This is a genomic window from Paraburkholderia sp. RL18-085-BIA-A (assembly GCF_046027075.1).
GTDB lineage: Bacteria > Pseudomonadota > Gammaproteobacteria > Burkholderiales > Burkholderiaceae > Paraburkholderia.
In genome coordinates, this window is sequence record NZ_JARESU010000010.1 from 54,826 (window position 1) to 81,742 (window position 26,917).

26 protein-coding genes and 1 pseudogene are annotated in these 26,917 nt (G+C 64.5%); 18 read left to right on the plus strand and 9 right to left on the minus strand.

What is annotated here, in order from left to right; all coding sequences use genetic code 11:
* Positions 1–23: 23 nt before the first annotated feature.
* The 9 genes from fhcD (at position 24) to P0D89_RS09680 (ending at position 7,420) form a co-directional block, all read left to right on the plus strand.
* Complete coding sequence (fhcD, locus tag P0D89_RS09640) at positions 24–983, plus strand: formylmethanofuran--tetrahydromethanopterin N-formyltransferase (RefSeq protein ID WP_408357454.1); 960 nt, start codon at positions 24–26, stop codon at positions 981–983.
* Entirely contained in the window at positions 980–1,825 is an 846-nt protein-coding gene (locus P0D89_RS09645; RefSeq protein WP_408357456.1) for a formylmethanofuran dehydrogenase subunit C, read from the plus strand. The genes fhcD and P0D89_RS09645 overlap by 4 nt, the downstream gene beginning before the upstream one ends.
* A gap of 59 nt (positions 1,826–1,884) precedes the next feature.
* Positions 1,885–2,451 carry a cytochrome b gene (locus P0D89_RS09650; protein ID WP_408376433.1) on the plus strand — a complete coding sequence of 189 codons (567 nt, stop codon included), beginning with the start codon at positions 1,885–1,887 and terminating at the stop codon, positions 2,449–2,451.
* Positions 2,448–3,464, plus strand: a complete 1,017-nt coding sequence (locus P0D89_RS09655) for an alpha/beta fold hydrolase (RefSeq protein WP_408357460.1) — start codon at positions 2,448–2,450, stop codon at positions 3,462–3,464. Before P0D89_RS09650 ends, P0D89_RS09655 begins: the two co-directional genes overlap by 4 nt.
* Positions 3,461–4,399 carry a pyrroloquinoline quinone biosynthesis protein PqqB gene (pqqB, locus tag P0D89_RS09660; RefSeq protein WP_408357462.1) on the plus strand — a complete coding sequence of 313 codons (939 nt, stop codon included), beginning with the start codon at positions 3,461–3,463 and terminating at the stop codon, positions 4,397–4,399. Before P0D89_RS09655 ends, pqqB begins: the two co-directional genes overlap by 4 nt.
* 64 nt (positions 4,400–4,463) lie before the next feature.
* Positions 4,464–5,222, plus strand: coding sequence for a pyrroloquinoline-quinone synthase PqqC (gene pqqC / locus P0D89_RS09665; RefSeq protein WP_408357464.1), 759 nt, complete (start codon positions 4,464–4,466; stop codon positions 5,220–5,222).
* Complete coding sequence (gene pqqD / locus P0D89_RS09670; RefSeq protein ID WP_408357466.1) at positions 5,219–5,509, plus strand: pyrroloquinoline quinone biosynthesis peptide chaperone PqqD; 291 nt, start codon at positions 5,219–5,221, stop codon at positions 5,507–5,509. The genes pqqC and pqqD overlap by 4 nt, the downstream gene beginning before the upstream one ends.
* 4 nt (positions 5,510–5,513) lie before the next feature.
* Positions 5,514–6,761: a pyrroloquinoline quinone biosynthesis protein PqqE gene (pqqE, locus tag P0D89_RS09675; protein ID WP_408357468.1), complete on the plus strand. Its 1,248-nt coding sequence runs from the start codon at positions 5,514–5,516 to the stop codon at positions 6,759–6,761.
* Positions 6,758–7,420: a response regulator transcription factor gene (locus tag P0D89_RS09680; protein ID WP_149672070.1), complete on the plus strand. Its 663-nt coding sequence runs from the start codon at positions 6,758–6,760 to the stop codon at positions 7,418–7,420. The genes pqqE and P0D89_RS09680 overlap by 4 nt, the downstream gene beginning before the upstream one ends.
* Here P0D89_RS09680 and P0D89_RS09685 read toward each other — a convergent pair.
* Complete coding sequence (locus P0D89_RS09685) at positions 7,390–8,439, minus strand: histidine kinase (protein WP_408357470.1); 1,050 nt, start codon at positions 8,437–8,439, stop codon at positions 7,390–7,392. The two genes, P0D89_RS09680 and P0D89_RS09685, sit on opposite strands and share 31 nt — an antisense overlap.
* A gap of 181 nt (positions 8,440–8,620) precedes the next feature.
* Between P0D89_RS09685 and P0D89_RS09690 the strand changes: the two genes are divergently transcribed.
* Positions 8,621–10,972 carry a TonB-dependent receptor gene (locus P0D89_RS09690; protein ID WP_408357472.1) on the plus strand — a complete coding sequence of 784 codons (2,352 nt, stop codon included), beginning with the start codon at positions 8,621–8,623 and terminating at the stop codon, positions 10,970–10,972.
* 24 nt (positions 10,973–10,996) lie between these two features.
* Here the strand turns inward: P0D89_RS09690 and P0D89_RS09695 are convergent, their stop codons facing one another.
* On the minus strand, positions 10,997–12,094 hold the full coding sequence (locus P0D89_RS09695; protein ID WP_408357474.1) for a YVTN family beta-propeller repeat protein: 1,098 nt from the start codon (positions 12,092–12,094) through the stop codon (positions 10,997–10,999).
* 162 nt (positions 12,095–12,256) lie between these two features.
* Between P0D89_RS09695 and P0D89_RS09700 the strand changes: the two genes are divergently transcribed.
* The 5 genes from P0D89_RS09700 (at position 12,257) to gph (ending at position 15,917) form a co-directional block, all read left to right on the plus strand.
* A complete protein-coding gene (locus tag P0D89_RS09700; protein WP_408376434.1) occupies positions 12,257–13,054 on the plus strand; it encodes an energy transducer TonB in 798 nt (265 codons plus the stop codon).
* Between the two features lie 35 nt (positions 13,055–13,089).
* Positions 13,090–13,851, plus strand: coding sequence for a MotA/TolQ/ExbB proton channel family protein (locus tag P0D89_RS09705; protein WP_408357478.1), 762 nt, complete (start codon positions 13,090–13,092; stop codon positions 13,849–13,851).
* Positions 13,842–14,264, plus strand: a complete 423-nt coding sequence (locus P0D89_RS09710; protein ID WP_408357480.1) for an ExbD/TolR family protein — start codon at positions 13,842–13,844, stop codon at positions 14,262–14,264. Before P0D89_RS09705 ends, P0D89_RS09710 begins: the two co-directional genes overlap by 10 nt.
* A 145-nt stretch (positions 14,265–14,409) precedes the next feature.
* Positions 14,410–15,228, plus strand: coding sequence for an HAD family hydrolase (locus tag P0D89_RS09715; RefSeq protein ID WP_408357482.1), 819 nt, complete (start codon positions 14,410–14,412; stop codon positions 15,226–15,228).
* Positions 15,222–15,917 carry a phosphoglycolate phosphatase gene (gph, locus tag P0D89_RS09720; RefSeq protein WP_408376435.1) on the plus strand — a complete coding sequence of 232 codons (696 nt, stop codon included), beginning with the start codon at positions 15,222–15,224 and terminating at the stop codon, positions 15,915–15,917. Before P0D89_RS09715 ends, gph begins: the two co-directional genes overlap by 7 nt.
* Positions 15,918–15,963: 46 nt before the next feature.
* On the opposite strand, the gene P0D89_RS09725 is transcribed toward gph, so the two are convergent.
* The 4 genes and pseudogenes from P0D89_RS09725 to P0D89_RS09740 all read right to left on the minus strand — a co-directional run.
* Complete coding sequence (locus P0D89_RS09725) at positions 15,964–16,626, minus strand: ankyrin repeat domain-containing protein (protein WP_408357487.1); 663 nt, start codon at positions 16,624–16,626, stop codon at positions 15,964–15,966.
* 15 nt (positions 16,627–16,641) lie between these two features.
* Positions 16,642–17,262 carry a c-type cytochrome gene (locus tag P0D89_RS09730; protein ID WP_408357489.1) on the minus strand — a complete coding sequence of 207 codons (621 nt, stop codon included), beginning with the start codon at positions 17,260–17,262 and terminating at the stop codon, positions 16,642–16,644.
* Positions 17,259–18,992 (minus strand): pyrroloquinoline quinone-dependent dehydrogenase, encoded by a 1,734-nt coding sequence (locus P0D89_RS09735; RefSeq protein ID WP_408357491.1) that lies wholly within the window; start codon positions 18,990–18,992, stop codon positions 17,259–17,261. Before P0D89_RS09735 ends, P0D89_RS09730 begins: the two co-directional genes overlap by 4 nt.
* A 540-nt stretch (positions 18,993–19,532) precedes the next feature.
* Positions 19,533–19,946: pseudogene (locus P0D89_RS09740) on the minus strand (integrase); the annotation flags it as partial.
* Positions 19,947–20,188: 242 nt separating this feature from the next.
* On the opposite strand from P0D89_RS09740, the gene P0D89_RS09745 reads away from it, so the two are divergent.
* Positions 20,189–21,103 (plus strand): LysR substrate-binding domain-containing protein, encoded by a 915-nt coding sequence (locus P0D89_RS09745; RefSeq protein WP_408376436.1) that lies wholly within the window; start codon positions 20,189–20,191, stop codon positions 21,101–21,103.
* Positions 21,104–21,154: 51 nt separating this feature from the next.
* Here P0D89_RS09745 and P0D89_RS09750 read toward each other — a convergent pair whose 3' ends face one another.
* Positions 21,155–23,206, minus strand: coding sequence for a pyridoxamine 5'-phosphate oxidase family protein (locus P0D89_RS09750; protein ID WP_408376437.1), 2,052 nt, complete (start codon positions 23,204–23,206; stop codon positions 21,155–21,157).
* Positions 23,207–23,239: 33 nt separating this feature from the next.
* Positions 23,240–23,881, minus strand: a complete 642-nt coding sequence (locus P0D89_RS09755) for a glutathione S-transferase family protein (protein ID WP_408376438.1) — start codon at positions 23,879–23,881, stop codon at positions 23,240–23,242.
* A gap of 109 nt (positions 23,882–23,990) precedes the next feature.
* Here P0D89_RS09755 and P0D89_RS09760 point away from each other — a divergent pair, with 109 nt between their 5' ends.
* Together P0D89_RS09760 and purU are read left to right on the plus strand one after the other, a co-directional pair.
* Entirely contained in the window at positions 23,991–24,911 is a 921-nt protein-coding gene (locus P0D89_RS09760) for a LysR family transcriptional regulator (protein WP_408376439.1), read from the plus strand.
* Positions 24,912–25,050: 139 nt separating this feature from the next.
* Positions 25,051–25,935 carry a formyltetrahydrofolate deformylase gene (purU, locus tag P0D89_RS09765; RefSeq protein WP_408376440.1) on the plus strand — a complete coding sequence of 295 codons (885 nt, stop codon included), beginning with the start codon at positions 25,051–25,053 and terminating at the stop codon, positions 25,933–25,935.
* A gap of 46 nt (positions 25,936–25,981) precedes the next feature.
* On the opposite strand, the gene P0D89_RS09770 is transcribed toward purU, so the two are convergent.
* Positions 25,982–26,839, minus strand: a complete 858-nt coding sequence (locus tag P0D89_RS09770; protein ID WP_408376441.1) for a glycine betaine ABC transporter substrate-binding protein — start codon at positions 26,837–26,839, stop codon at positions 25,982–25,984.
* Positions 26,840–26,917: the final 78 nt, after the last annotated feature.

Below are 26,917 nucleotides of genomic sequence, written 5' to 3' on the forward strand. Positions count from 1 at the left end.
CGATGCCAGGTGAACCGCACACGATGAACGCCCCGGCCACGTTCGAGATCAACGGCACCGCGATCGACGCCACCTTCGCGGAGGCCTTCCCGATGAAGGCGACGCGGCTCATCATCACCGCGCATACGCCTGGCTGGGCGATGAACGCGGCGAACTCGCTGACGGGGTTCGCCACCTCGGTGATCGGCTGCGGCTGCGAGGCCGGCGTCGAGCGCATGCTTGCGCCTGGGGAAACGCCGGACGGCCGTCCGGGCGTCGCGGTGCTGCTGTTCGCGGTGTCGTCGAAGGAACTGGCGAAGCAGATCGGGCGGCGCGTCGGGCAATGCGTGCTCACCTGCCCGAGCACCGCCGTGTTCAGCGGCATCGATCCCGCCACCAGCCGCGCGCCGCTATCGGACAAGGCAGCGCTCGGCAGCGGGCTGCGCTTTTTCGGCGATGGCTGGCAGATCTCGAAGATGATCGGCACCACCCGCTACTGGCGCGTGCCGGTGATGGACGGCGAGTTCGTCTGCGAGGACACGGCGGTGACGGTCAAAGCCGTCGGCGGCGGCAACCTGCTATTGCTCGCGAGCGACCTCGGCGCCGCGCTCGCCGCGGCCGAAGCCGCCGTCGCGGCGATGCGCCGGCTGCCGAACGTGATCATGCCGTTTCCCGGCGGCATCGTCCGCTCGGGTTCGAAAATCGGCTCTAAGTACAAAGGCGCGAGCGCCGCCACCAACGACGCGTTCTGTCCGACCCTCATCGGTCTGGCCGCGCGCAGCGAACTCAGCGCGGAAGTCGGCTGCGTGCTGGAGATCGTGATCGACGGCCTCACCGATGCCGATGTCGGCGCGGCGATGACGGCCGGAATCGGCGCGGCCGCCGGGCTTGGCCGCGCGGCCGGCGTGCTGCGGATTTCCGCGGGCAACTACGGCGGCAAGCTCGGGCCGTACCACTTCCATCTGCATGCGCTGGCGGCGAGTCTCGACGGGAGCCGCGCATGAGCACGACGACCTTGCGCGTGAAAACGCCACCGGGTTTTCGCGTCGATGCCTCTGTGCTGCGACCGGCATCGCTGGCGAGCATGAGCGTGGCTGAGATCGAACGCATCGTTCTGCCCTCCGGCAACGACAGTTGCGCTGTCGGCGATGTGTTCCAGGTGTTGCGCAATGAAACTACTGTCTCACAATGGAACGCTGATGGGGACACCGTCACGCTGGTCATCGACGGCGCCGCGCCGTGGCTCGACCGCGTCGGCGCGGCGATGGACGGCGGCCACCTCGCTGTGCATGGCTCGGTCGGCGACTACTGCGGTTTGAGGATGATGGGCGGCGTGCTGCGTGTGGACGGCAACGCGGGGCATTTCACCGGTTGCGAAATGCGCGGCGGCCGGCTGACGGTGACCGGCGACAGCGGCGATTTCGCCGCCGGCGCGCTGGCTGGCGACATGGAAGGCATGACCGGCGGCACGCTGACGATCCATGGCAACGCGGGCGCGCGGCTGGCCGACCGGATGCGTCGTGGGCTGGTGCTGGTCGGCGGCAACGCGGCCGAATTTGCGGCCTCGCGGCTGGTGGCCGGAACCGTGGGCGTCGCGGGCCAACTGGGCCCGCATTTTGCCTATGGGATGAGGCGAGGCACGCTGCTTCTCGTGCGAAGGCCCGCACATCTGCCCGCGACATTCACGGGCGGCGGCCACGGTTTCGACGTATTCTGGTCTTTGCTCGTGCGCAGCCTCGCGGATGAAATTGCTCCGTTTTCGCAGTGGCGCGCGGACCGCTTGCCGGTCCGTTATGCGGGCGACCTCGCGGTTGATGGTAGAGGCGAAATACTGATCGCCGGCTAAGCGTGGATCAGATGGAAGGGTGTTTGACAAGAGACGCCAACTAAAAAAAGGAGACAGGCATGACGACAGCGCATTCTCCGAACGTGAAGCACGCCACCAATGCTGGCGCGCCGCGCTATGCCGGTTCGTTGATCGCGCTGCATTGGCTGATCGCGCTTGGCATCATCGGGCTGCTGGCGGTCGGCTTCTATATGGTCGGATTGCCGAAGGGCTTGCCTGTCAAAGCGACGTTGATCAACCTGCACAAGTCGCTCGGGCTGACGGTTTTCCTGCTGGTGCTTCTGCGCATCGTGGCGCGGGCGGCCCTTCACCGGCCGCCCCTGCCGCCGATGCCATCGTGGCAACGCGCCGCCGCGCGCCCTACGCAGGGTCTTTTATATGTCGGCATGGTCGCAATGCCGCTGGCCGGTTATCTCGGCTCGTCGTTCAACCGCTATGGCACGCGCTTCTGGGGCATCCTGCTGCCGAAGTGGGGTTGGGACGATGCGCATCTGCGCGAGCTTTTCTTCGGCATTCACGAGGCCATCGCGTACGTGCTGATCGCTCTGATCGTGCTTCACGTGGCCGGGGCTCTCAAGCATCAATGGATCGATCGCGACAATCTGCTCGCGAGGATGCTGCCATGACGATGCGCCATCGGGAACGCGGTTCGCGGCACGCATTGCCGCCGCTCGAAGCCGGCACGCTGCGCACGCGCGACGGTCATCGCGTGTCGTTCGTGGTGGCCGGCGCGGCCGACGGCGTGCCGGTGGCCGTCCTGCATGGCGGCCCCGGCAGCGGCAGTCAGACGGGCGCGCTGCGGCTGTTCGACCTGAGCCGCTTCCGGGTCGTGCTGATCGATCAGCGCGGCACCGGTGCATCGACCCCGTACGGCAGCGTGCGCCACAACCGCACCGACTATCTGATCGCCGATCTCGAAGCGATCCGCGCGCGGCTCGGCTTCCCTCGCTGGGGCTTGCTCGGCGGATCGTGGGGTGCGGCGTTGGCGCTCGCGTATGCCGGGCAGTGCCCGCAATCTGTCACAGGCGTCGTGATGCGCGGCCTGTTCCTCACGTCGGAGCGGGAGGTTCGCGGCCTGTTCGTCACGTCCCGCAAACGCGCGCCGCGCGCATGGGCGAAGCTGCGCGCCGCGGCGGCATGCGAGCGGCCTGCGGGTCTCGCGGCCCGCTGCGCCGCCGGCCTGCAATACGGCGCGAATGAAACGCGGCAACGTGAAGTCGCGCTGGCATGGCGCGGCTACGAGGCCGCGGTGCTCGCGAGCGCCGCCACCCGCCACGCGGCGCAGCCTCGCACAAGAAACACGCAACGGCATACCAGCAAACTGATCGGCAAATACCGCATTCAGGCCCACTACCTCGCGCATCGCTGCTGGCTCGGCGAAAACCGTCTGCTGTCGCTGGCGCGGCGCGCGGCGGCGGCCGGCGTTCCGCTTGCCGCAGTGCATGGCTCGCGCGATCCAGTCTGTCCGCCCGACAATCTCCGGCGCTTCGCCCGCGCGGTTCCCGCTGCGCAAGTCGAGCTGGTGAGCGCGGGACATCTGGCGAGCGACCCGGCACTTCACGAACGCGTCGCGCACGTGCTCGCCGCGATGTTCATCCCGACCATTCAGGAGGGGCGCAGCATGCGTCGCGCGGCATGAAGATCAAGGTGCTCGGTTCATCGGCTGGCGGCGGCTTTCCGCAGTGGAACTGCAACTGCCGCAATTGCGACGGCGTGCGCCGCGGCACGCTAAAGGCCACGCGCCGCACGCAGTCGTCGATCGCGGTGAGCGCGAACGGCGAGGACTGGCTGCTCGTCAATGCGTCGCCCGATCTGCTCGCGCAGATCGCGGCGAATCCCGAGCTTCAGCCCGCCCGCCGCGCACGCGATAGCGGCATTGCCGCCGTGCTCGTGATCGACGCGCAGATCGACCACGTCACCGGCCTGCTGATGCTGCGCGAGCGTGACACACCCCTGCCGCTCTACGCCACCGATGCGGTATGGCAAGACCTCGGCTCCGGCTTTCCGGTCGCGCCGATCCTTTCGCACTATTGCGGCGTCGAGCACCGCCGCATTGCGCTCGACGGCGCGCCGCTCGCCGTGGATGCGTTGAACGGCGTGCGGATCGACGCGCTGCCGCTGTCGAGCAAGGCGCCGCCCTACTCGCCGCATCGCAACGCGCCCGAGCGCGGCGACAACATCGGACTCGTCTTCACGAACCTGCAATCGGGCAAGCGCGTGTTCTACGCACCGGGACTCGGCGCTATCGAAGAACATGTGCTGACGGCCATGCGCGAGGCCGACCTGTTGCTGGTGGACGGCACGCTGTGGAGCGGCGATGAAATGATCCGCCTCGGCCTGTCGAAGAAGACGGCCGCCGACATGGGACATCTGCCGCAAACAGGTTCAGGCGGCATGATCGAAATGCTGGATTCGCTCGACGCGGATCGCACCGCCAAAGCAGGCGCTATCCGCAAGGTGCTCATCCATATCAACAACACCAACCCGATCCTGATCGAGGACGGCCCCGAGCGGCGCGTGCTCACTGAACACGGAATCGAAGTGGCGTACGACGGGATGACCATCGAACTTTGAAGTGCTGAGGTGCATAGGAGCAGTGACGAGGCGCGGCAGTGAACGACAGAAAAACGGAGACGGCATGAACGCGAAAGATAGCCATGAGACGACGTCAATGCGCGGCGCGAATGCGAACCGGACTTCGGGCGCCGATGAGCCCGCCTGGAGCCGTGACGAATTCGAAGCCCAGTTGCGCGCGAAAGGCACCGCCTATCACATCCATCATCCCTTCAACGTGAAGATGAATAGCGGCGGCTGCTCGCGCGAGCAGATTCGTGGCTGGGTCGCGAACCGTTTCTATTACCAGATCAACATTCCGCTGAAGGACGCCGCGATCCTGTCGAACTGCCCGGATCGCGAGACGCGCCGCCGCTGGGTGCTGCGCATTCTCGACCACGACGGCTACGAAGGCGCGGAAGGCGGCATCGAAACATGGGCGCGTCTCGCGGACGCAGTCGGCCTGTCGCGCGACGAGCTCTGGTCGCTCGAACACGTGACGCCGGGCGTACGTTTTGCCGTGGATGCCTATGTGAATTTCGCGCGCCGCGCGCCGTGGCAGGAATCGGTCTGCTCGTCGCTCACCGAGATGTTCGCGCCTCAGGTTCATCGCGACCGGCTCGCGAGCTGGCCGGAACACTATCCGTGGATAGAACCCGCGGGCCTCGCGTATTTCCGCTCGCGCATTTCGCTCGCACAACGCGACGTGCAGCACGGGCTTGAAGTCACGCTCGCGCATTTCACGCGACGCGACCAACAGGAACGGGCGCTCGAGATCCTGCAGTTCAAGCTCGACATTCTTTGGACCATGCTGGATTCGATCGAAAAGGCCTTCCCGCAATGAACGACGTGACACGCGCCGGCGGCGCCACGCAAGCCGCCACTCCGTTGACGATCGCGAGGCCGTTCCGGCTGCAGTGGGAACCCGCGCAGAACGCGCATGTGCTGCTTTACCCCGAGGGGATGGTGAAGCTCAATCAAAGCGCGGGGGAAATTCTCAAACGCTGCGACGGCACACGCGACCTAGACACGCTGATCGCCGAGTTGGAGCAGGCGTTCAACACCACCGGGCTCGGCACCGAGGTGCGGGCTTTCATTGCCGACGCGCACGCGCGCGGCTGGCTGGAGTAGCGCGATGACCGATCTTTCGCAACCCGTCTCGCAACCCGTCTCGCAGCCCGCTGCCGGCGCACAGACCGAGGACACCGCCACCGTGCCGCCGCCGCTCTGGCTGCTCGCGGAACTGACCTATCGCTGTCCGCTGCACTGCGCGTTCTGCTACAACCCGCTCGACTACACGGATCACAGCCGCGAACTCAGCACCGCGCAATGGATCGACGTGCTACGCGAAGCGCGCGCGCTCGGCGCGGTGCAACTCGGCTTTTCGGGCGGAGAACCGCTCGTGCGCGACGACGTCGAAGTGCTGGTGGAGGAGGCGCATAAGCTCGGCTTCTACACGAATCTGATCACCTCCGGCGTCGGCCTCACCGACCAGCGGCTCGGCGATCTGAAGGCTGCCGGTCTCGACCACATCCAGTTGTCGTTTCAGGATTCGACGCAGCAGTTGAACGACTTCCTGAGCAGCACGCGCACCTTCGATCTGAAACAGCGCGTCGCCGCTTCGATCAAACGGCACGGCTTTCCAATGGTGGTCAACTGCGTGCTGCATCGCTATAACCTGCCGCACGTCGACAAGATCATCGAGATGGCGCTGGCGATGGGCGCCGAATATCTGGAACTTGCCAACACGCAGTACTACGGCTGGGCGCACGCGAACGAGGCGCAGTTGATGCCGACGCGCGAGCAGCTCGAAGAAGCCGAGGCGGTAGTCGCGCACTATCGCCGCACGCACGGCGAGCGCTGCAAGATTTTCTTCGTCGTGCCGGACTACTTCGAGCGCCGACCGAAACGTTGCATGAACGGCTGGGGCGCGGTCTTTCTCGGCGTCGCGCCGGACGGCGTCGCCCTGCCCTGTCACGCCGCGCGCGGCCTGCCGGGCCTGACGCTGCCGAACGTGAAAGAGACGTCGTTGCGCGAGATCTGGTACGAGAGCGATGCGTTCAACCGCTTTCGCGGTCTGCACTGGCTCAAGGAACCTTGCCGGAGTTGCGAGGAAAAGGAACGCGACCTGGGCGGCTGCCGCTGCCAGGCCTACCTGCTCACGGGCGACGCGGCGAACGCCGACCCCGTTTGCGACAAGTCGCCGTTTCACGAGACCGTGCTCAAGGTCGTGCAACGCGCGGCCTCGGCGTCGGCAGCGGCAAGCGTGGCGCGCGAACAGCCCATCCTGTTCCGTAACGACGCCAACTCGCGCAAGCTTGCGGCCGGCGCTCGCGAGCCCGACGTCACTGTCATCACCGGCGGCAGCGGAGCCAAACCATGACTGCGGGAACCATCTCCGTCCTGCTCGTCGACGACCATGCGGTCGTGCGCGAAGGCTACCGGCGTCTGCTCGAACTGAACTCCGACGTGCAGGTGTGCGGCGAAGCCGCCGATGCCGCGCAGGCCTATCAGCGCTTTTGCGCATTGCGGCCCGATGTGGTCGTGATGGATGTTTCGTTGCCGGGTGCGAGCGGCATCGAAGCGATGCGGCGCATGCTCGCGCGCGAGCCGGACGCCCGCGTGCTGATCTTCAGCGTGCATGAAGAATCGATCTTCGTGCGCCGTGCGCTCGATGCCGGCGCGCTCGGCTATGTGACCAAGGCCAGCGCACCCGATGTGCTGGTGGAAGCGGTGCGCTCCATCGCGCGGCGCTCGGGCTATCTGAGCCCGGATGTCTCGCAGGCGCTCGCGATGCGCACGGCCTTCAACGAAGGGCCGCCCGGGCGTCAGTTGTCGGCCCGCGAGTTCGAGGTGCTGCGTCTGCTCGTGCAGGGCTATACGCTGCCGAGCATCGCCGAGAAGCTGGGGTTGAGTCAGAAGACGGTGGCCAACCATCAATCCGTGATCCGGCAGAAGTTCGGCGCCGATAACGGCGTGCAGCTCGCGCAGATGGCGAGCCGGCTCGGACTTCAGTTCACGGGTTCGGCCAGCCCTGCGTGAGCGGGCACGCGCGCGCAGAACAGAAAACCGCCTTGCGGCTTGCTCGCCACATGGAATTCACCGCCGAGCGCCTCGACGCGCTCGCGCATGCCGATCAACCCGAGTCCCGCGCGCGGCTTCGAGAGATCCGTGCCGGGACCGTCGTCAGCCATCGTCACGACGATTTCGTCGATCAGCCCCTGCGCCGCGTCCGCGCCCGGCGTTTCTCGCGGCGCGCGCACCATGAACACTTCCACGCGTGAGCGGCGCGCGAATTTCGACACATTGGTCAGCCCTTCCTGCACGAGCCGGTAGAGCGTGATCGTGAGCGCCTCGCTAAGACCGCTGAAATCCCCTTCTATCGTCAAAGAGAACGAAGCATCAGGCAGCCGCTCGCGCCAGCCGTCGACGCAATGTTCGAGTGCGCTCGGCAAGCCGAACTCGTCGAGGCCAATAGGCCGCAAGCGACGGATCATGTCGCCGATCTCCCGGTACACGTGGCTCGCGCTCTGAATCAGACCCAAAGCGACACGGTGGATCTCCGGCTCGCGCCCGCTGGACAGGTCGCGGATGCGTGCGGCGTCGAGCGAAATGGCATTCAGATACTGGCCCAGTTCATCGTGAAGTTCGCGCGCCATATGACGGCGCTCGAGTTCCTGCGCCTGCAGCGCCTGATTGGCGAGACGCCGGTTGTCGGCCAACAGCCGTTCGGCCTGCTCTTCCAGCATGCGGCGATGGCTCAACTCGCGCCGCGCGTCGCGGTAGCGGCGCCACGCGAACCAGGCAAGGGCGATCGAAAGCACGCATAGCGTGCCCGGCAATTCGTCGAGCTGGAAGCGCTCCATGCCGCGCGTGAGCCGGTAGGCTCGCTCGCTGATATCGAACCTGGCGCCAAGCACCGCCGCCAGCGCGGTCACGGCGACGACCCACGCGAGATCGCGCCATATCGTCGAATGTGGCGGCGAATCTGGCGATGAATGTGGCGATGAACGTTGCGACATGCGGCCAGCAGAGGATGAGTGGATCGGGTCGCTTGACATGACGTTTGCATTCTACCCAGCGAACTCACGCGCAGCGGACTTTTGCGCGGCTTTTGGGAACGCTTCCCCGGCAGATCGGGAAAAGCTCCCGCGCGGCTTACAGCCACGTATGCGAAGCTTTACACACACATCAAAGAACGCGCTGCGCGCGCGAGTAGATCGAGCCGGCAGGAGACAAAAGATGAGCATGCGATCACAAGCACGCCGCAAACGCCGCCTTCAGCGGCGCACCGGCATCTCACTCTGTGTTGGCAGCGCCCTCGCCGGCCTGTGCGCGGCAGCATGGGCGCAAGCCGAGCCGCCTGTGGCGGCATCGGCGCCCGCAAGCTCAGCGCCCGATGCCGCCGCGGCCAACGCTGCTCCGGTCACGACGCTAGCGCCGATCGTCGTGGTGGGCACCACGCCGCTGCTCGGCATCGGCACGCCACTGACGCAAGTGCCGGCCAACGTGCAGACCGTTCACGCAGCGGATCTCGCCCTCCAGCATCGCAGCACGATCACCGATTTCCTCGCGAAGAATCTGCCGAGCGTCGATGTCGTCGACGCGCAGGGCAATCCGTATCAGATGAACCTCACCTATCGCGGCTTCACCGCGTCGCCGCTGCTGGGCACGCCGCAGGGTTTGTCGGTGTTCGTCGACGGCGTGCGGGTGAACGAGCCGTTCGGCGACGTGGTGAACTGGGATCTGATTCCGCAGCAGGCCATCGACACGATCCAGCTGATTCCCGGCTCGAATCCGACCTATGGGTTCAACACGCTCGGCGGCGCGATCTCGATCACCACGAAAAACGGCAAGGACAACCCCGTCGGCGAGGCCGAAGTGTCCGGGGGCTCCTGGGGCCGCAAGACCGCGCAGATCGAACAGGCCGGCACCGCCGGCCACAACCTCGACTACTACTTCACCGCCAACGCCGCGAACGACAACGGCTGGGCCGAGCAGAACTCGAGCCGGATAAGGCAGGTGTTCGGCAAACTGCGCTATACCGACGCCGATACCACGCTATCGTTGTCCGCGGGTGGCGCCGATAACGATCTGCATGGCACGCAAACCATTCCACGCTCGTTCCTCAACAACTTCAAGCAGCCCTACACCTATCCCGACCAGAATCAGAACAGCGTCGGCTACGTGACGCTCTCGGGCGACCATTACTTCAACGACCATGTCGAACTGAGCGGCAACGCGTACTACCGGCACTTCCGCAACACCAATACCAGCAGCAACGTCAACGATGATTTCGGCTCGGTGGACGAAGACGGCAACGTCGACACGTTGCAGGCGACCAACGAGAAGTCGACCATATCGACCGACGGCTATGGCGCGAGCCTGCAACTCACGCTGCTCGGCAAACTCGGCGGCATGGAAAACCAGTTGATCGCGGGCATGGCCGTCGATGCCGCCAATTCGCACTTCACGCAGTCGTCACAGGACGCGGCTTTCACCGATTCGCGCGCCACGGTCGGCATCGGCGATTTCGAGCCGCAGACCGACGCGAGAACGCACAACACCAACTACGGCATCTATCTGTCGGACACGCTGTCGCTCACGCCGCACTGGTCGTTGACGCTCGCGGGGCGCTACAACTGGGCCGAAGCCACGATCGGCGATGAGAGCGGCGTGCAACCCGGGTTGGACGGCCACCATACGTTTTCGCGTTTCAACCCGGCCATTGGCATCAACTGGAATCCGACGCCGGCTTTGACGGCCTACGCCACCTATAACGAAGGCATGCGTTCGCCGACCGCGATCGAGCTGGCCTGCGCCGATCCGGCCGCGCCGTGTTCGCTGCCGAACGACTTCATCTCCGACCCCGATCTCAAGCCGGTGATCTCGAAGACCTACGAAATAGGCGCGCGTGGCCGGATCGGCGCGTCCACGACCTGGAGCGCCGCCGCGTACAGCACGACGCTCGACAACGATATCCAGTTCATCAGCAGCAATGGCGCGGGCAGTTCGTTAGGTTTTTTTCAGAACGTCGGCCGCACGCGCCGGCAAGGTGTCGAACTGGCGGGCCAGACCAAGTTCGGTCCGCTCGCCGTGATCGCGAGCTATAGCTACGTCGACGCGACCTACCAGTCGACCTGGACTGAAAGCAGCCCGAGCAATTCCAGCGCCGACGCCGACGGCAATATCACCGTCAGGCCAGGCAATCACATTCCGAGCATTCCCGCGACCACCGTCAAGCTGCGGCTCGACTACTCGGCCACAGCAAAATGGCGGATCGGGACGAACCTCACATGGCGAGGCAGCATCTACGCGCAGGGCGATGAAAACAACCAGGATGCGAACGGCAGGATCTCCGGCTATCTGCTGATCGATATGGACACGTCCTACCAGGTGACGAAGCAGTTGCAGGTGTTCGCCTCGGTGACGAACCTGCTCGACAAGCGCTACGCCAGTTTCGGCGCACTCGGTCAGAACTTCTTCAACGGGCCGAACCATACCTTCGACGGCGCGAACCCGGTCAACGAGCAGTTCGTCGGTCCGGGTGCGCCGAGAGGCATGTGGGTGGGGTTGCGCTATGCGTGGAAATAGCGCCGCCGCGCAAGACAGCGGCGCTCAATGCGATTCGATCGAGCCGTCGCTGTGGGGATACGTGACGATGCCCCATGCGAGCGGCAGCTCGCCGATCTGCTTGATCGGCTGATAGGTCTTCGCGTCGAGTACATAGACCGAATCGGAGCGCCCGCACGCCACCATCAGCTTCGCGCCATCCGGCGTGAAGCTGAAATGCCAGCAACGCTGCCCGACAGGCACGTCGGCGACGTGCTCATAGGTATGGCCGTCGAACACCTGGACCGTCTTGTCGCGCGCCGCGGCAACGAACAGCCTCTGCCCGTCCGGGCCGAACGCGACGCCATACGGTCCGAGTTTTGTATCGACGGTCTTGACCACCTGGAAAGTGTGCGCGTCGATCACGACCAACTTGCTGAGCGACTCCAGTGTGACCACATAGTGCTTGCCATCGGGGGACAGACGGATGCCGCGCGGGCGGCCGCCGGCCGCAAGCTTCACCGTTTTGATCGGCGCCCCCGTGCGCGCGTGATAGACCGACACCGTATCGTCGCCTTCGTTGGTGACGAGCATCGTCTGGCCGTCGCGCGAAAATTCGATGCCTTCGGTTTCGTGACCGCTCGTCACCGAGCGGATCACGCGCCACGTTTTCATATCGATGATCGCGATTTCCGCGGGCGGCTTGTTGGCGTCGTCGTCCGCGCCGGGTTTTCCGTCCGGTTTGCCGCCAGGCTTGCCGTCCGCTTTGGCTCCCGGCGGGCCGCCGTCCTCGCCGGGTTCGTACGTCACATACGCGTAGCCGTTGTGCACCCGCACATACTCGGGATTCTTGCCGATCTTCACGCGCTGGACGACCTTGCCCGATGCCGTGTCGATCACCGACAGATCGCCCGTGTTCTTGTTGGCGACCAGAAGACGTGTGCCGTCCGCATTCAGGCTCAGGCCGCGCGGACCGTCCGCGCCAACCGGAAACGTTTTGGCGAGCGTCATCTGATCGAGATCGATCACGCCGACACCGGCCTTCTCGCTAGTCACGTAGGCCAGCGGCGCGGCGGCGTGCGCGGCGCTCGCGGCCACGATGAGCGCGGCAGCCAGCGCGACGCAACGGCGTGGGCTTCTGATGGGAATCCGTGTCTCCAGCATTGTTGTACTCCGTGGTGAAATCGCTGCGCCGCGATAGCTCGCGTCATCCATTCAAAGTATCCCACCGGTCGATTGTTTGACAACGAACATTGGGCGGGAGAATTTCCCGAATTGATCCATGCCGGCCGCCGCTGGTTCTAAAACCCTGGGCGCGGGAGGACAATGAATGCGGAGGTAGCGGTGATGCTGCAAGTTGCCATGGCGAACCCTGAACACCCAACGATTGCCGCGAGGCGCTACCGTCGCGGTGCGATCGTGCTGGGCGCTGTGATCGTTGCGCATCTGGTTTTGCTGGCCCTGGCGCTGACGGCGCGCGACATCACGGTCGAGCGGCCCGTCGAACCGCGAACGATCACCGCGTTGCTGTTGAGCCCCGAGCCCGAACCTGCTACGCCCGCGACGCCTGTCACACCTGTCACACCTGCCGCGCCCGCCGCTGTTGTCCCGCCGGCAGCGCCCGCCCACCCTGCCGCTCGCGTCAAACCATCGCCGCAGCCGCAGCCGCAGCCGCACCCACGTGTGCCACGCAGCGTCGCAACGCCTGCGCCGGAGGCACCGGCCCAGAACGCCGCGCCACCTGCCGCCACGCAAGCGGCCCCCGCTCCCGCGATACCTTCGCCCGCAGCGCCCATGACGGCGTCCGCGCCTGCTGCCGAACGAGCGACGCCCGCATCGACCGCGCCGAGAAACGTCTCGCATATCGATTGCACGATCCCGAGGCCGGACTATCCCGACATATCGAAGCGGCGTAGCGAGAGCGGCACCGCGATCGTGCGGTTCGTCGTGGGACTTGGCGGCGGTATCGAGACAGTGCAATTGCAAAAGAGCAGCGGCTATGCGCGGCTCGATGAAGCTGCGCTCGCCGCTGTCCATGCGAGCGTCTGCCGACCCTATAGCGAGAACGGCGCGGTGGTTCGCGCCGCGTACTCACAGTCGTTCGTCTTCGGACTGACCGACTAACCCCGCCACCGAATCAAAGGACCGAGGAAACGACCATGCAACATTACGGACTCGCAAATGTCTGGGAATCCGGCGATCTCGTCACACGGGGCATTCTGAGCGTGCTCGTGATCATGTCGGTCATGTCGTGGACGGTCATCATCATCAAGCTTTTGCAGGTGATGCGGCTGCGGCGCGTAACCCGGCAGAGCGACGCGCGCTTCTGGAGCGCGGACCGCTTTGATGATGGGTTGCGCAGTCTCGGCCACCCCGGGTCGACAGCGCACGACAATCCGCTGCTCGCGCTCGCGCTCGCGGGCCACGAAGCGGCGACGCACCATCGGCAGACCCAGCAGCATCTGCACGACCGTATCGACGTATCCGACTGGATCACGCGGCGCTTGCAGGACACGATGGACGAAACGATCGCGCGCCTGCAAAGCGGCCTGGCGATCCTCGCGTCGATCGGCAGCACGGCGCCGTTTGTCGGGCTCTTCGGCACCGTCTGGGGTATCTATCATGCGCTGATCTTGATCGGCGAGACCGGCCAGACCTCCATCGACCACGTGGCGGGACCAGTTGGCGAGTCGCTGATCATGACGGCTTTCGGGCTCTTCGTGGCGATTCCCGCCGTGCTCGGCTACAACGGGCTGACTCGCGCGAACAGATCGATCGTCGCCCGCCTGAAGCGCTTTGCGCACGGCTTGCACGCGTACTTCGTGACCGGGTCGCAATTGCCTTCGAGCGCCGGTCCGGAGATGCGCGTCGTGCCGCGCAGCGGCAGCGCAACCCGTGATGGAGACTTCAGATGGCAATGAGCCCATTCTCCGACGACGACGAACAGGGTCTGATGAACGAGATCAACATGACGCCGCTCGTCGACGTCATGCTCGTCCTGCTGATCATTTTTCTCGTCACCATTCCCGCCATGCAACATGCGGTGAGGATCGATCTGCCTCGGGCGAGCAGCCAGCCGGAAGCGGTCAAACCCGCGCACGTGGACGTCGCGGTGGAAGCGGATGGCTCGATACTATGGGACGGTCATGCCGTGACCGACGACGGCTTGCGCGCGCGGATCGCGCAGGCCGCCCACGCAACGCCTCAGCCGGAACTGCATTTGCGTGCCGACCGGAAAGTGCCTTATGAGCGGATCGCGGAGGTGATGTCGGCCGCCCAGACTGGCGGTCTGACGAAAATCGGATTTGTGACCAACCCTCAGCCAAGAAAATAGCGCGGTGGCTCGCAGGCTCATCCCGGCGTGAGAACCTAAAGAGTGGTTTATCGGCGGCGAAAGAATCTTTGAATTCAAATCGGCCTGTGGCTCCGCTATCGTGATGCGTGTCTGAACGGCATATCACCCTGGCGAGGACCGCACGATGCAAGCCCTTATCTTCGACGTCGACGGCACGCTCGCCGACACCGAGACCGCTCATCTGCAAGCCTTCAATGCCGCTTTTGCGGAGGCGGGGCTCGACTGGTTCTGGGACGAGGCGCTCTACATACGTCTTCTCAAGGTGGCCGGCGGCAAGGAACGTTTGCTCCATTACTGGCGCATGGTCGAGCGGGACGCAGCCGATGGCGCGAAGGCGCTGGCAGTCGTCGAGACGGTCCACGCGATCAAGACCCGCCACTACACCGAACGGGTGAGCACTAGCGGCTTGCCGCTGCGCCCCGGCATCGCGCGTCTGATGGCGCAAGCGCGAGCGACCGGCATCGAGGTGGCCATCGCGACGACCACGACACCCGCCAATCTGGACGCCCTGCTGCGAGTCCATTTCGGCGCGGCCTGGCGCATGCGTTTCGCGGCAATTGGTGACGCCGGCACCACGCGGGCAAAAAAGCCCGCCCCCGACGTCTATCACCATGTGCTGGAGCAACTCGGTCTGCCTGCCGCTGCATGTCTTGCCTTCGAGGACTCCCGCAACGGTCTGCTTGCGGCCCGCGCCGCGCATGTTCCGACCGTTGTTACGCCGACCGCGTACACATCGCAGGACTGCTTTGCAGGCGCGCTGGCCGTCCTGCCTCACCTCGGCGATCCGCGGACGCCGATCCTTCAGCCGGTGCGTGGCGAACAGCATCGCTGGTTGGATCTGCAGACGCTGCGCCGCTGGCATCGGGACGCTGCGCCGCTGGCCGATTTAACTCCGTGCATGGCGCCGGACACGGATCAATCGGAGGCAAGTTCGCCATGGTAGCGGGCTGCCGCTTCGATGCCGTGCTAATCGACCTGGACGGCACGATGGTCGACACCGCACCGGACATTGTCGCCGCCGTCAGCCGAATGCTGGAGGACTTCGGCACAACCCCGCTGCCTTTCGACAAGGTGACCGGCTTTATCGGCAACGGCGTCCGTAACCTCGTGCGACGTTCGCTGGAAACGGCGGGCATCGACCAGCGGTTCGACATCGAGCAGGCCCAGCGCGTGTTCGAACAGCACTATGCCGATACGAATGGACAACTGGGCCGGGTATTCCCCGGCGTGCGAGCCGGGCTGCGCGAATTGCGGGAGCGAGGTTACCGCAGCGCCTGCGTGACCAACAAACCCCAGGCGCTGGCCGCCTCGCTACTGGCGAGGACTGGCCTCGCCGACTATCTGGACGTGCTGGTCGCGGGCGACACGTTAGCCAGCATGAAGCCCTCGCCCGAGCCCCTTTGGCACGCGTGCCGCCTGCTCGATGTCGACCCCGGGCATTGCGCGCTGGTCGGCGATTCTCCTGTCGACGTCGCCGCGGCGCGAGCAGCCGGCCTGCCGGTATTCATCGTCAGCTATGGCTATGCCGGCCAGGGCGGCGCCGAAGCATTGCGCTGCGATGCGCTGATCGACTCGTTCGAAGCGTTACCGGCGATTCTCGCGCAGGAGCGGGACCTCACAGACGCGAAATAACGGCGACGTTTCAACGCCATGTTCCAACCTTGCAGAACTGTCATCACTAGCCCACGGACAGCAGCCCCGCAACCCGATCCGATTTCGTCTGCACCGCGATATCTTTCGCCGTCATTCCCCGGTTGTCCTTCAACGACCGGTTCGCGCCGCGCGCGAGCAGCAGCTGGACGGTCTCCGCGCGGTCGTATCCCGCGGCCCACATCAGCGCAGTGAGATCGTTCTTGTAGGTCCGGTTCACGTCGACGCCGGCATCGAGCAACTGACTCACGACCTTCGTTTGACCCTGGCCGGCCGCGTACTCCATCGCGGTCTTGCCGACGCGATCCGTCGCGAGAGGGTCCGCACCATGCCCGAGCAGCAGCGTCACGATCTCATCGAAGCCGCCGTATGCCGCAGCCATCAATGGCGTGACGCCCGGCGCACTCGCGTGCTGGACGTTCGCGCCGCGTTCGATCAGCGTGCGCGCCATCGCCGCATCGCCTTTTTTGCACGCGGTGATCAACGCCGTGTCGCCGATGCGGTTCATCGAGTCGACTAACGCGCCGCGCTGGAGTGCCGAGAGAAGCGACTGCTGGTCGCCGTCTTTCGCGGCTGCAAGCAGCTGCCGGTTTGTTTCCCCATCTCCCTGCGCCAGCGCCGGCAGGCACACGCCGAATGCGCCCGCAAGCAGAACGGCAGCCGCGATACGGCGCGTGAGCGTCCCTTTCATGGTGTCTCCTCCGGGTTACTGGAGATTGTTAATGTAGGCGGCCAGATTGCGGATGTCTTCGTCGGTCAGATTGCGCGTCACACTGGCCATGTTGCCCGCGTCGTTGGTCCGCGTGTGCGAGCGGAAGTCCTGCAATTGCTTGACGATATACGGATACGGTTGACCGGTGACGCGCGGAATCTCGTTCTGGCCGGAAAAGCCTCCCTGGTGGCACATCGTGCAAAGTACTTCGGCGGCTTTCTTCCTTCCGGCTTCGATGCTGGCGTTATCCGCTTTGAACCGAACGGGCACGAGCTTTTGCGCGGCAAAGTAGTCGGCAAGATCCTGCATGTCCTCGCGCGACAGGTTGGCCGCCGCGGGTGACATGCGCGGATCGCTGCGCCGTCCTTCCTTGTAGTCCCTCAGTTGAAGGTAGATGTAGCGCGCATTTTGACCTGCAAGAATAGGACAGTCTGGATCGGTCGAATTGCCCATCGGTCCATGACAGGCCACGCACACCTGCGCTTTCGCCTTGCCCGCCTCGGCGTCGGCGCGCGCGTGCAACGGCAGCCATGCGGCCGCGAACCAGCCGCATAGAACGGCCACCCATGCCCGGCGCGTCGAACCGCGCGCTCCCCGCCGCGCCCCTACCCTCATGGCAACGCGAACACCATCACGCTGTTGCCGCGCTTGAAGTCGATCTGCGTATTGCCGCCCGCCGCGACCGCGATGTACTGCTTGCCGTGCACCGTGTATGACACGGCGGGCGCATTGACACCCGCGCCGCACTGGAACTCCCAGAGCTTCTTGCCGGTCGCCGAGTCGAATGCGCGGAACAGGCCATTGCCTTCGCCGTTGAACACGAGCCCTCCCGCGGTCGCGAGCACGCCGCCGATGAGCGGCTGCTCGGTCTTGTAGTCCCACGCGACCTTACCCGTGTCGACGTTCACAGCGGACAGCTTGCCCCATTGCTGCTCGGACGGAATCACCTTGAACGCACCGCCCAGCCATAGCTTGCTGCCGCCCGGATAGGCTGCGTCCTCGACCTGATACGTCATCGGTTGATGCAGATTGGCCGCGTAGACGAGGCGCGTGTGCGGATCGAACGCCATCGGCGACCACTCGACTCCGCCGTTCGCGCCCGGCAGCATGCGCGCGCCGGCGGCGGTCGGCAACGTCCACATGTTTTCTTGCGGGATCATTGCCTGCGAAAAGCGGATCAGCCGTCCGGTGGCGCGGTCGTGAACGTACACGTGACCGGTCTTGCCGCCATGCACGATGCCTGGAATCATCTTGCCGTCGTTGTCGCGCACGTCGATAAGAATCGGCGGGCTCACTGCGTCCAGGTCCCACACGTCATGTGGCACGTACTGGTAGTGCCATTTGTATTTGCCGGTGTCCAGATCGATCGCGACGAGCGAGTCCGTATAGAGATTGTCTCCCGGCCGGATCGCACCATAAAGATCCGGCGACGGATTGCCCACGACGAAGAACACCGTATGCGTTTGGCGGTCGATTGCGGGCGTCATCCAGACTCCGCCGCCGAGTGTCTTGTAGAAGTCGCCACCCTTCGCGGCAAGCTGCTTTTTCTCCGCATCGATGTCGCGCTTTTCGTCGCGGCCAGTTGCGTCTTTTGTGGCCCACACGCCTTCCTGGCCGGTGTCCGGAATCGTGTAGAAGGTCCACAGCAGTTGGCCGGAATTCGCATCGAACGCTTTGACGAACCCGCGAATGCCATATTCGCCGCCGTTCGTGCCGATCAGCACCTTGCCGTCGACGACCGTCGGGGCCATCGTTTCCGAATAGCCCTGATCGGGGTCCGCGATCTCGCTTTGCCACACTACGTTGCCCGTCTTTGCGTCGAGTGCGACGAGTTTCGCATCGAGGGTGCCCATATAGAGCCGGTCACCCGATATGGCCACGCCGCGATTGTTGGGCCCGCAACAGAACGTCGTGACCGGACCCATCTTGTGCTTGTAATGCCAGAACTCCTTGCCCGTTACCGCATCGAGTGCGTACACGTGGTTGAACGACGTGGTAATGAACATCACGCCGTTCGATACGATCGGCGCCGTTTCCATCGACTCGTTGACAGCGGTCTGGAAGATGAAGGCCGGTCTGAGCTTCGAGACGTTCGTCTTGTTGATCTGCGTACCCTGGTAATAGCGCGTCTGCGCGTAAGAGCCGTTCGAATGCAGCCAGTCGGCCGGCGTGGCGGCGGCGCGGTCGAGCTGTTGCTGGCTGACCGGTTGTAGCGTCGATGGCACCGGCGAGGTCGTGGTCGTCGATCTGCTCTGAACTTCGTCTGCGGCGTACACCGCTGGCCAGCCGAACGCGACGGCAAGCAGCGGCAGGCCGACTGCACCTTGAATACGGTTGAATGGCATGAATGTCTCCTTGGCTTTTTATTGCTTTCAAGCATTTCAGCGCAGGAGTGCGACATTCATCCACGCGGTCGATGGCGTGGAAAAGCAGGATGGCGCAACCCTCACAATCACCAAAAGCGTACGATTTCGAACCGTTGATCGCTTCGTCAGGACGGGTCGGCTCCGCAGATGGGAAAAGAGTTGGGGCATCTGTTCCCAAAAGGCCGGCTCGATTAAGCGTAGGCGATGCGCATCACATTTTCTAGACTTCCGATGCGCATTTTAGAATCCGTGATTTCATACGTATGATGATTTCGGTGCGACAAGGGCGGCGCAACCATTTCGCAATCATTCAGGCACCCGAATGATTGCGCGCGCAGCGATGTTGCGCGTTGCTGGTGTGCGACGAGTAAGGCTGCTCACGCAGGCGGGAAACCCGCTGCACGAAGATTTCTAAAACCTTACTGAACGAAAGTCTCGACGATCCGCGACGGGCGGAATCACCTTTCGAATACAACGGTCCACGTTCCGCGCCCCGCCATTTTCTGGAGCCGAATGCTAGCGTTGCTCGATCAGCCAGCGGAACAGCGCGCCGAGAAACGACAGCGCATGAGCGGCCGATTGCGCCGAGATGCCACCGGCAAACGGACGTCAGTCCGGCGAACTGCGCGGCCGCAGAGGCCCGATCCAGCTCTCGCGTGGAGTGGGACGCCGCAGGAACGCGCGATAGGCCACGGCATCCTCGGTGATCCGAGACGATAACGCGCGCCCCCGCTCGACGATCGCCCACAGGATTCGCCGCTCGGCTTCCTCGCGATCCGTGCGCTGCGTTGCCGCCGACTCGTGCCGCGACAGCCACGCTTGCACGGCCTCATGGTCGTTGTCCGCATCGAGCGTGAAACTCGCACGCGGCGCGCGGAACGTGCCCGGCGAGCCATCGACCTCGTGCGGCAAGCGCAGACTTTCCCACGGAACGGTGCTGCCCGTTCGCCGCTCGTAACCAGCGCGCGCGCCGGCAAACACCGCTCGACCCGGTGCGCCCCGGTAGATAACGGGCTACGGCTGCGGGCGACGACAGTCCAGCGTACAAGGCGCGTTGCGCAGCCAGTAGGTCGGGAAGATCGGTTGGGTTCGAGGCGGCAGGATTGGAGACAGTGAGGCGCGTCTTTTCGGACAATTGAGCTTTACACATATCTAGCATTTTCCCTAGGGTAATAGTGGCGATCAAGCTGCATCAACTTCGTGCACTGGTGGCGGTCGCCGATCATGGCAGCGTGATCGGCGCGTCGCGGGCGCTATTCGTCAGTCAGCCGGCCGTCACCAAGGCCATTCGTGAACTGGAGTCCGATCTCGGCATCACGCTGCTCGGCCGCAGTGTGAACGGTGTCACGGTGACGCCGAGCGGGGAATCGCTTTTGCTGCGCGCTCGGCTGATCGTCTGTGAGCTGGAACGCGCCGAGCAGCAGATGGCGACGGAGAGGGGCGCTCTGGAAGGCAAGGTGACAGTGGGCGTGTCGCCGCTCGCCGCGCTGACGCTGCTGCCGGATGCGTATGCGCGCTTTCGCAAGCATATGCCGCAGGTCAGCGTGGAGTTCCTCGAACAGTCGGCCACGCGTCTCGTGGACGGCCTGCGCCAGGGCTCGCTCGACTTCGCGCTGGCCGCGTCGTACGAGGGCGTGACCGACCCGTCGATCGAGACCACCGAAGTGCTGACGATTCCGATGGCGTTTGCCGTGCGCAAGAGTGGCAAGCTCGCCGGTGCGACTTCGCTCGCGGATCTGTGCGACGCCGAATGGATCCATTCCGACACGACCAATGCGTATCCGCAGTTCGTCGCCACACTGTTCAGCGAAGCCGGCTTGCCGGCGCCGCGCCGTATTACGCGGTGCACATCGCAATCGCTGCTTTACAGCCTGGCGATTTCGCTCGACGCGGTGATGGCATGGGCCTCACACACGCTCGAGCTGGCGAACGCGAATGGCCAGTTCCGCCAACTCGAATTCATCGAGACATCACAGCGCGCCAAGCTGCAATTGATGCGGCGCGACGGCGCGATTCTGACGCGCCCCGCTGACTATTTCATTCGCTGCATCGTGAATACGAGCGAGATATCTGCGCAGCCATTGATATAGTTAGTTTTACGAGTTTTCACTGCGTAAGCTTTGCTTGCAGCTTGTCCTTGCTCACAAGTCCAGTACTACGGCCGCATCAGCAGACACTGGACGCGCCATGCAGATAAGCGCATGACCCGGCTCGATATCCGCCTCGACTTCACCGTCATATTGAACCTTGCCGAACAATAGACGCGCCGAGCACGTGCCGCACATGCCCGAACGGCAGCTGGAACGCGCGTCGACGCCATGCGTTTCTGCGAACTCCAGCAGACTGCCGTCGCGCGGCAACCACGCAACGGTGCGTGCCGAACGAGCGAACGTCACCGTCACCGCGTTAGCGTCGCGCGCCTTTGAGTCCGCTGCCGGTGCGTCCCGCGGGGCGGCCGTGCGCTTCACGCTTGCCGGACCGAATGCCTCAAAGCGAATCCGCTCGTCTGCGACATTCAAGCTGCGCAGTCCTTCGTAGATGTTCCGCATGAACTGCTCGGGTCCGCACAGGTAGAAGTTGTAGTCATCGAGCGGCAACACGCGCTTTAATGCGTCGAAGCTCACTCGCCCAGCCGATACGCCTTCCGGCCGCCCTTCTGCGGCGCTGTCAAACAGATGCAGCGAAACCGCCGGATGATCCGTCGCGATGTCTCTCAAATGAGCACTGAAAGGCCGCTCCTGATCGCGACGCGCGCCGTGGATAAAGAACAGGCGCTTGGACGCGCCATGCGCTTCGTCGCCTCCCGACGAGCGCAACGCATGATGCAGCATCGCGATCATCGGCGTGATGCCGATACCGGCGGATACAAATACGGCTGGCCGCCGGCTGTGTTCGTCGTAGATGAACGTGCCGGCCGGCCTTCTCGCTTCGATCTGCGCACCCACGACCAGATGATCGTGCAGCCAGTTCGACGCAACGCCCTCGCGCTTCACGCTGATCCGGTAGCGCCGCGCGTCGTGCGAATCGGAAAGCGTATAGGTGCGCAGCAGCGGCGCATCCGCACCCGATACCGGCACGCGAATCGGCAGGAACTGCCCTGCTTGAAACGGCGGCAACGGCACCCCGTCGATCGGTTCGAAGTAAAACGAACGGACCGACGGCGTTTCGTCGGCGAGCGCCACAACCTTCAAGTTCTGCCACGACGACGGACTCACCGGCTCACGCCTTGCAGACGCAAACTGCGGAGCCAGTTCGGCCTCGGACCACTGGAACGGCAATGCGCCACGGCTGCGCCGCACTTCGTTGATATGAAACCGCACGAGCCGCTCCGCGCCTTCAAACGCCGCGAGTTCGGCGCCCTCCCACACCACTTCGGCCCGTACCGCGAGGTAGACCAGATCGCCCGTCACAAAGTCGATGAACAGCAAGCCGGCCCGTGGATCGTGGATCAGGTTGCCGATCGTATTGAAGAAGCGGTTGCCGCTGTAGTCGGGGGTCGTCAGCGTGTTCGCGTCGTCGACACGAACGAACCCTGGCGCACCGCCGCGATGCGAGACATCGACGCCGCGCGCGAGGCCTGCCTCTTCCCCGAGATTCGCGCTCGCGATAAAAAACGTGTCCGCGTGCGCCAATAGCTCGCGGTCCGCATCGCTGAGTTGCGTCGCCACTTCCGCAGGTTCCACGGACAAACCCGTGTTCCGCTCGATGAAAGTCGGCGTGCGGCTCTGGATGTACTTCGGACAGTTCCCGAAGCTTTGCGTCACGTCGACCAGTAACGTATCCCCTTGCGCCGACTTCACCACGCCGTTGATCCGGTTGCGGCGCCGGGTCTGCGGCTGCAGTCCAAGACCGCCGATCATCGCGCCGGTCTGCCAGCGCCCCGCAAGCGGATCGCCGGGCAACACGCCACCTTCGATGCGAAGCGTTCGCGCATCCGGCGCCGATACGAACCCCGGCGCGGCGGCCCGCAGCGTCGCCCACGGCTGCCCTTGCGCATCGACGCCACCGAACACCATGAACGGCTGCTCGGCGAAAAACCGCCGATGCTGCTCCGGCAAGTAACGGCGAATCCCCCGGCGTCCCATCGACTCCGCCTGGCTACTTACCCCGGCGCGCTGCTGCACGGCCAGCTCGCCGGCATGAAACGGCGAAGCCTCGGCGCCCCAGCCATCCAGCGGGATAAACGTAGACATGATCGGACTCCAGCCAGAAAAGAAAAACGCAGCTTATGCGGCAAGCAGCCCCGCCTTCGTAGACGGCATCGCGATGAAGCGCGGCAACGCCTCCACCCGGCCCAGCCAGGCACGAATGTTCGGATACGCCTGCAACGACACGCCGCCTTCCGGCGCGTGCGCAATGTAGGTATGCGCGGCAATGTCGGCGATCGTCACGTGATTGCCTGCCGCGAACGGCTTGCCAGCCAGTTCCTGTTCGATCACGTCGAACAGTTTGACCGCGATGTTCTTAGCGCTCTGATGATCGAGCGGCGCGCCGAATACCGTCACCAGCCGCGCGGCACACGGGCCGTACGCGATCTGTCCGGCGGCGAGCGAAAGCCAGCGCTGCACGGCCGCCGCGCCGAGCGGGTCGTCCGGCCACCACGAGGCGTCGCCATACCGCTTTGCCAGATAGACGAGAATCGCATTCGAATCGAACAGTGTGAGCTCGCCGTCCTGGATCGTCGGCACCTGGCCGAACGGGTTCAGCGCGAGGTAGTCCGGCTTGCGGTTGTCGCCGGCTTGCATGTCCAGTTCGACGACTTCGAACGGCAGGTCGAGCAGCGACAGGAACAGCTTCACCCGGTGCCCATGTCCGGAAAGCTGGGTCGTATGCAGTCGGATCGGCTGAGCGGGTTTGGCAGCGGGCATGTCGGACTCCGGGGTTCGGTGAGGTGTGTAACGAGGATAGACGCACGCGCCCTGCGGCGGAAGACCGATAATCCGGGAAACACATTCAATCGAAGATGGACAATCCACCATGGCCGACGTACGCGACGTAAACCTGAACCGCCTGGCGATCTTCGTCGCGGTCGTCGACGCGGGCTCGCTGACCGCCGCCGCAGCCCGGCTCGGGCTCGCCAAGACGATGGTCAGCACGCACATGCAGCGGCTCGAAGCCGAAGTGGGCGCGAGCCTGCTGGTGCGCACGACGCGGCGGCTCGGCGTCACGGAGGCGGGACGCGCGTTCTACGAAGCCAGCGTGAAGATTCTGCGCGCGGCCGAAGAAGCGCTGAACGCGGTGAGCGGAGAAGCGTCGCCGGTGCGCGGCATGTTGCGCGTCAGTTCGCCGATCGACTACGGCGCGCTGGTGGTCGCGCCCGCCCTGGTCGAACTGCGCCGCGCGCATCCGCAACTCGACGTCGAATTGCTGTGCACCGATCAATACGTGGATCTGATCGCGGACGGCATCGATGTCGCGATCCGCCTCGGCCGGCTGGCGGATTCCAACTACCGCGCGGTGAAGCTCGGCAGTTTCGTCAAATGGGTCGTCGCGAGTCCGGAGTTCATCGGCAAATGGGGTCCGCCGCGCACGCCCGCCGACTTGCCCGCGCTGCCTTTCTGCGCGTTGACGGTGCTGCCGCGCCCACTGACGCTCGATCTGCGCCGCAACGGCGGCGACGGCGACGGCGAAACGCAAAGCGTGCGCTGCGAAAACGCGTTTCTGACGAACACCGCCGACGCCTGCCGCGCGGCGACGCTCGCGGGCGGCGGCTTCGGGCTGTTGACCGACTTTTCGTGCGGCGGCGATCTCGCGGCCGGTCGGCTGATCCGTCTGCTTCCCCAGTGGGCGACCGAATTCGCGAGCATCCAGGCGGTGTTTCCGCCCACCAGTCATCCGCCGGCGAAAGTGCGCGCCTTGATCGACACGCTCAAGCAGCGGCTCGCGGGCGCGTCATGAAGCGCGGCCGGCTGCGGCGCTGACGCTGCCGTTCCAGCGCAACGGCGCTTAACTTCTATCCGCGCGGGCTGTCGTTTTGCTCTACTTCGATGCAGGATGCCGCGCGTCGCGGCGTCGCCATTTGTTATCTGGAGAGCGCATGTCCGCCGATTCCCGTCCCGCTCAACTGGTCCTCACCGTCGCGTGTCCGAGCGCGGCGGGCCAGGTTGCCGCCGTCGTCGGCTTTCTCGACCGGCACCATTGCTATATCGACGAACTGACCGTGTTCGACGACGAACTCAGCGAACGCTTCTTCGTGCGCTGTGTTTTTCATGGCGCTGATAGTACCGATAGCGGCGAAACGCTGCACGTCGGCGCGCTCGAGCGCGAATTCGCGCCGATCGCGGAGCGTTTCAGGATGAAGTGGGCGTTGCACGATGTCGGCACGCGGCCCAAAGTGCTGATCATGGTCTCGAAGCTGGAGCACTGTCTTGCCGACCTGCTGTTCCGCTGGCGCATGGGCGAACTGAAGATGGATATCGTCGGCATCGGCTCGAATCATCGCGATCTCGAACCGCTCGCACAACAGCACGGCTTGCCGTTTCATCATCTGCCGATCACGCCCGACACGAAGCCGCAGCAGGAAGCGCGCTTACTCGATCTGTTCGAGACGTCGGGCGCGGAATTGATGATTCTCGCGCGCTACATGCAGATTCTATCCGGCGCGACGAGCCGCGCGCTCTCCGCGCGGGCGATCAACATCCACCATTCGTTCCTGCCCGGCTTCAAGGGCGCGAAGCCTTATCACCAGGCGCATGCGCGCGGCGTCAAACTGATCGGCGCAACGGCCCACTTCGTCACCGACGATCTCGACGAAGGGCCGATCATCGAACAGAGCGTCGAACGCGTCGATCATTCGTACAGCCCGGAACGGCTGCTCGCGACGGGACGCGATGTCGAGTGCCTGACGCTCGCGCGAGCGGTGAAGGCGTTTGTCGAACGGCGGGTGTTCATCAACGGCGATCGGACCGTGGTACTGCAATAAAAAAGCGCCGCTGAAAAGCGGCGCTCCGTTCACCCGGCTAACGCGATCACTTCACCCAGCTATCCACCCGATCGCCATGCGCGCTGATCCACGCATCGGCGGCGGCGGTCGGCTTTTCGCCGTTCTGGGTCGCCAGCATCACGCTGTCGATCTCACCCGGCTTCCATTGAAACTTCTTCAGGAACGCGACGACGGGCGGCGCCTTCTTCGCCAGATCGGGGTTCACCACGCTGTCCACGTGCTCGGCCTCGCCGAACACCTTCTTCGGATCGTCCAGGAATTTGAGCTTGTACTTCGCGAACATCCAGTGCGGTTTCCATCCGGTCACGATGATCGGCTTGCTCGCCGCTTCCGAGCGCGCCAGTTCCGCCGTCATCGCGCTGCCCGAACTCGGCATCAACTGATAATCGAGCCCATAGGCCTTGATCGCCTCGGAGGTTTTCTGCATCACGCCCGCGCCGGCGTCGATGCCGACAATGCGCGAGCCGAACTCCGCTTTCTTCGCCTCCAGATCGCCGACCGTCTTCACATCCGCGTTGTCCGGCACGATCAGACCGATCTTCGCGTCGTTGAAGTTCGGGCCGAGGTCCACCACCTTGTCCTTGAAGTTGTTCCAGTAAGCGCCATGCGTGACCGGCAGCCACGCGGACAGCGTCGCGTCGAGGTCGCCGCGCGCCACGCCCTGCCACATCACGCCGGCCGCCACCGGCACGAGTTGGACCTGATAGCCGAGACGCTTTTCGATCACGCGCGCGGCCACGTTGGAGGTCGCGACGCTGTCGTCCCAGCCTTCCACGTAGCCGATCTTGATGGTCGGTTTCGTATCGGCCGACACGCTCACGGTGCTTGCCGCCAGCGCTGCGCCCAACGCGCTCGCCACGAATATCTTTCTGATCAGTCTCATCGCCGTTCTCCCGTTTGCCTTCGACAAACCACCCATTGAACATTTAGAATCGCCAGCCAGAATTACCGGGTAGCGTTG

Excerpts from the sequence above, each read along its gene's own strand:
- P0D89_RS09655 (WP_408357460.1), top strand. The coding sequence starts at position 2,448 with ATGACGATGCGCCATCGGGAACGCGGTTCGCGGCACGCATTGCCGCCG.
- P0D89_RS09725 (WP_408357487.1), bottom strand. The coding sequence starts at position 16,626 with ATGAAAGGGACGCTCACGCGCCGTATCGCGGCTGCCGTTCTGCTTGCG.
- purU (WP_408376440.1), top strand. The coding sequence starts at position 25,051 with ATGTCCGCCGATTCCCGTCCCGCTCAACTGGTCCTCACCGTCGCGTGT.
- P0D89_RS09735 (WP_408357491.1), bottom strand. The coding sequence starts at position 18,992 with ATGCCATTCAACCGTATTCAAGGTGCAGTCGGCCTGCCGCTGCTTGCC.
- P0D89_RS09755 (WP_408376438.1), bottom strand. The coding sequence starts at position 23,881 with ATGCCCGCTGCCAAACCCGCTCAGCCGATCCGACTGCATACGACCCAG.
- pqqB (WP_408357462.1), top strand. The coding sequence starts at position 3,461 with ATGAAGATCAAGGTGCTCGGTTCATCGGCTGGCGGCGGCTTTCCGCAG.
- P0D89_RS09760 (WP_408376439.1), top strand. The coding sequence starts at position 23,991 with ATGGCCGACGTACGCGACGTAAACCTGAACCGCCTGGCGATCTTCGTC.
- P0D89_RS09730 (WP_408357489.1), bottom strand. The coding sequence starts at position 17,262 with ATGAGGGTAGGGGCGCGGCGGGGAGCGCGCGGTTCGACGCGCCGGGCA.
- P0D89_RS09685 (WP_408357470.1), bottom strand. The coding sequence starts at position 8,439 with ATGTCAAGCGACCCGATCCACTCATCCTCTGCTGGCCGCATGTCGCAA.
- P0D89_RS09710 (WP_408357480.1), top strand. The coding sequence starts at position 13,842 with ATGGCAATGAGCCCATTCTCCGACGACGACGAACAGGGTCTGATGAAC.
- P0D89_RS09650 (WP_408376433.1), top strand. The coding sequence starts at position 1,885 with ATGACGACAGCGCATTCTCCGAACGTGAAGCACGCCACCAATGCTGGC.
- P0D89_RS09750 (WP_408376437.1), bottom strand. The coding sequence starts at position 23,206 with ATGTCTACGTTTATCCCGCTGGATGGCTGGGGCGCCGAGGCTTCGCCG.
- P0D89_RS09695 (WP_408357474.1), bottom strand. The coding sequence starts at position 12,094 with ATGCTGGAGACACGGATTCCCATCAGAAGCCCACGCCGTTGCGTCGCG.
- pqqE (WP_408357468.1), top strand. The coding sequence starts at position 5,514 with ATGACCGATCTTTCGCAACCCGTCTCGCAACCCGTCTCGCAGCCCGCT.
- P0D89_RS09645 (WP_408357456.1), top strand. The coding sequence starts at position 980 with ATGAGCACGACGACCTTGCGCGTGAAAACGCCACCGGGTTTTCGCGTC.
- P0D89_RS09700 (WP_408376434.1), top strand. The coding sequence starts at position 12,257 with ATGAATGCGGAGGTAGCGGTGATGCTGCAAGTTGCCATGGCGAACCCT.
- P0D89_RS09715 (WP_408357482.1), top strand. The coding sequence starts at position 14,410 with ATGCAAGCCCTTATCTTCGACGTCGACGGCACGCTCGCCGACACCGAG.
- pqqC (WP_408357464.1), top strand. The coding sequence starts at position 4,464 with ATGAACGCGAAAGATAGCCATGAGACGACGTCAATGCGCGGCGCGAAT.
- P0D89_RS09770 (WP_408376441.1), bottom strand. The coding sequence starts at position 26,839 with ATGAGACTGATCAGAAAGATATTCGTGGCGAGCGCGTTGGGCGCAGCG.
- gph (WP_408376435.1), top strand. The coding sequence starts at position 15,222 with ATGGTAGCGGGCTGCCGCTTCGATGCCGTGCTAATCGACCTGGACGGC.
- P0D89_RS09705 (WP_408357478.1), top strand. The coding sequence starts at position 13,090 with ATGCAACATTACGGACTCGCAAATGTCTGGGAATCCGGCGATCTCGTC.
- pqqD (WP_408357466.1), top strand. The coding sequence starts at position 5,219 with ATGAACGACGTGACACGCGCCGGCGGCGCCACGCAAGCCGCCACTCCG.
- P0D89_RS09680 (WP_149672070.1), top strand. The coding sequence starts at position 6,758 with ATGACTGCGGGAACCATCTCCGTCCTGCTCGTCGACGACCATGCGGTC.
- fhcD (WP_408357454.1), top strand. The coding sequence starts at position 24 with ATGAACGCCCCGGCCACGTTCGAGATCAACGGCACCGCGATCGACGCC.
- P0D89_RS09690 (WP_408357472.1), top strand. The coding sequence starts at position 8,621 with ATGAGCATGCGATCACAAGCACGCCGCAAACGCCGCCTTCAGCGGCGC.